The organism is Blautia sp. ZXY-1-B12 (assembly GCF_056339915.1).
The window spans coordinates 1-2,932 of the sequence record NZ_JBWJVP010000140.1 but is presented as its reverse complement, the minus strand read 5'-3'; the positions used below and the strand labels follow the sequence as shown (position 1 = coordinate 2,932).

Here is a 2,932-nt window from a genome sequence, read left to right as displayed (position 1 = left end):
CGCGGAAACCTCTGTCACTGAGAAAGTATCTCCTTCGAAGTAACGAATCCATGAATTCCTCGCTGGTCTCTGCTACAGATTCCATAAGGATATCATGATATTTCTCCAGATATTCATCCAGGTATTCAGGAATCTCGCATTCCTCTTTCTTACCTTTATCTATGTATTTACGTCCTGCCTGTTTTACAACATTTACATATCCTACAAATTTGCCGTCTTCACGAATCGGGAAGTGAAGCGGTGCAATCTTCTTGCCGTAGAGTTCAGTGAGCTGTTCTACTACTTTACGGTAGCTGACATCATCTACGTCCATATCTGTGACAAAGATCATTCTCGGAAGTTTATATTTCTCACATAAGTTCCATGCCTTCTGTGTTCCAACCTGAACGCCTGCTTTACCGGAAACTACAATGATCGCTGCATCTGCTGCGCTTCTGCTTCTTCTACTTCGCCTACGAAATCGAAATATCCGGGAGTATCCAGCACATTGATCTTTACCTTATCCCATGGTACCGGAATCAATGTGGTAGAAATGGAAAAATGTCTCTTAATCTCTTCTTTGTCATAATCGCTGACAGTATTTCCGTCTTCTACTCTTCCGAGACGGTTAGTCATTCCTGCTAAGTAAGCCATTGCTTCTGCCAGTGTAGTTTTGCCAGCGCCCCCATGACCTAAAAGGACTACATTTCTAATTCGGTCAGTTCTAAATACATCCATGTTGCGTACCTCCCTGTTTGTCTGTTATGTTATTGCCGCCTGTAACGTCCGCAGCAACGATATGGCTATATATTACTAAATTTTTTTATATTTTTCAAGTATTTTATGAAATTTTAACATCTTTTTTTGTGAACTTCTTGTAAATTGATGAGCATTTTATATATTTTCAGTAATTTTTACGGATTTCGACTGTGAACTTTATCTTAAGTGTACAGCTACTGACTATAGCAATCCTCGTAACCAGCGTGTGATAGACAGAAAAGATACCTTCATATGATACGGCATTCGCTTTGCCGCTTTAAATTATTTATGTATAAAAGTGCCGTATGAATTGACTTTTCACATCATATCCTTTAAAATAGTAAATTATGAAATCATGTAACTGTTCCGTATTTTCACAGTTACGAATAATGTTACCTGAAAGGATGCAAAAACCACTATGAAAACTATCGGTTTTATCGGTCTCGGACTGATTGGCGGATCAATTGCCAAGGCCATCCGAAAATACCATGAAGACTACCGACTTCTTGCTTATGATCAGGATCGGGAAACACTTGCTGTAGCAGTAAGCAGCAATATGATCGATGCTGTATGCGAAGAACATGATGAACGTTTCAGGAGCTGCGATTATATTTTCCTGTGTGCTCCTGTAGAATTTAATGTAAAATATCTTGAATATTTCAAAGACAATATCGGTCCTGACACGATCCTCACAGATGTCGGAAGTGTCAAGGGCATTATCCATAAAGAAGTAGAACGTCTTGGAATGGAATCCCGTTTTATCGGAGGTCATCCAATGGCCGGTTCTGAGAAGACCGGATTCGAAGCTTCCAGTGACCGTCTGATTGAGAATGCTTACTATATTATTACTCCGGGCGGTGAAGTTGCACTGGAACGCCTGACAGATTTCACAGAGATGATTTCTTCCCTTGGTGCGATCCCGATGGTCCTTACAAGTGAAGAACACGATTTCATCACTGCCGGAGTCAGCCATCTGCCTCATATTATTGCTTCTGCACTGGTAAATCTTGTCAATATGCTGGACAGCGATCAGGAATACATGAAAACGATTGCAGCCGGAGGTTTCCGTGATATCACACGTATTGCTTCTTCTTCTCCAATTATGTGGGAGCAGATCTGTGTGGAAAATAATCAGAATATCTCCAATGTTCTGGATGACTACATCCGCCTGCTGGTTCAGATCAAATGTTTTGTGGATAACAAGGACTCCAGGAGTCTGTATCAGATGTTTGCAAGTTCCAGGGATTACCGTGATTCTATTGATGTGGTAGACAATGGTCTGCTGAAAAAAGCTTATGTCCTGTATCTTGATATTGCGGATGAGGCCGGCGGTATTGCTACGATTGCCACTATCCTTGCGATGGAGAAGATCAGCATTAAAAATATCGGTATCATTCACAACCGTGAATTCGAGGAAGGTGTCCTCAAAATTGAATTCTACGACGGAATCTCTATGGAAAAGGGTGCCGCACTCCTTAAAAAAAGAAATTATATTGTCTACGAACGCTAAACAGATCACCCTTTGACATTCATTTCAAAAATATTTTGTCAAAAGCAGATTGCTATAAATAGCTGCAGGGAAATACAGAAATATTATAAAAACAGGCAGGAATCAAACATGGAAATAAAAAAACAGACAAACCTCAGAGGAGAACTCACTGTACCCGGAGATAAATCCATTTCTCATCGTGCAGTCATGTTCGGTTCTCTTGCACAGGGTACTACAAAGATCACACATTTTCTTGAGGGAGCTGACTGTCTCTCTACTATCTCCTGTTTCCGGAAAATGGGAATCGATATTGAAAGAAATGCTTCCGAAATCCTCGTTCATGGAAAGGGACTTCACGGACTCAGTGCTCCGTCTGAAACTCTGGATGTGGGAAACAGCGGGACTACCACAAGACTGATCTCCGGAATTCTGGCAGGACAGTCTTTTACCAGCGAATTAAACGGCGACGCTTCCATTCAATCCCGTCCAATGAAAAGGATTATGACTCCTCTTCTGTCTATGGGCGCTGATATCGTAAGCTTGAGGGGCAATGGATGCGCACCTTTGCGAATTACAGGAAAGCCTTTACACGCCACTCATTATCAGTCACCGGTTGCTTCCGCACAGGTAAAATCCTGCGTGCTTCTGGCTGGTATGTATGCAGATGGGATCACCAGTGTCACAGAGCCGGTGCTTTCCAGAAAT

The 2,932-nt window shown here is 41.8% G+C and carries 2 protein-coding genes and 1 pseudogene; 2 read left to right on the top strand and 1 reads right to left on the bottom strand.

Going from position 1 to position 2,932, the window contains the following annotated elements; all coding sequences use genetic code 11:
* Window positions 1-717 (bottom strand): annotated as a pseudogene (locus tag AC075L_RS07495) (GTP-binding protein); the annotation flags it as partial.
* A gap of 439 nt (window positions 718-1,156) precedes the next feature.
* Between AC075L_RS07495 and AC075L_RS07490 the strand changes: the two are divergent.
* The gene (locus AC075L_RS07490; protein ID WP_055053441.1) at window positions 1,157-2,248 is read left to right on the top strand and encodes a prephenate dehydrogenase; all 1,092 of its coding nucleotides are present in this window, start codon (window positions 1,157-1,159) and stop codon (window positions 2,246-2,248) included.
* Between the two features lie 108 nt (window positions 2,249-2,356).
* The coding region (locus AC075L_RS07485; protein ID WP_476387472.1) for a 3-phosphoshikimate 1-carboxyvinyltransferase at window positions 2,357-2,932 on the top strand (576 nt) is incomplete at its 3' end.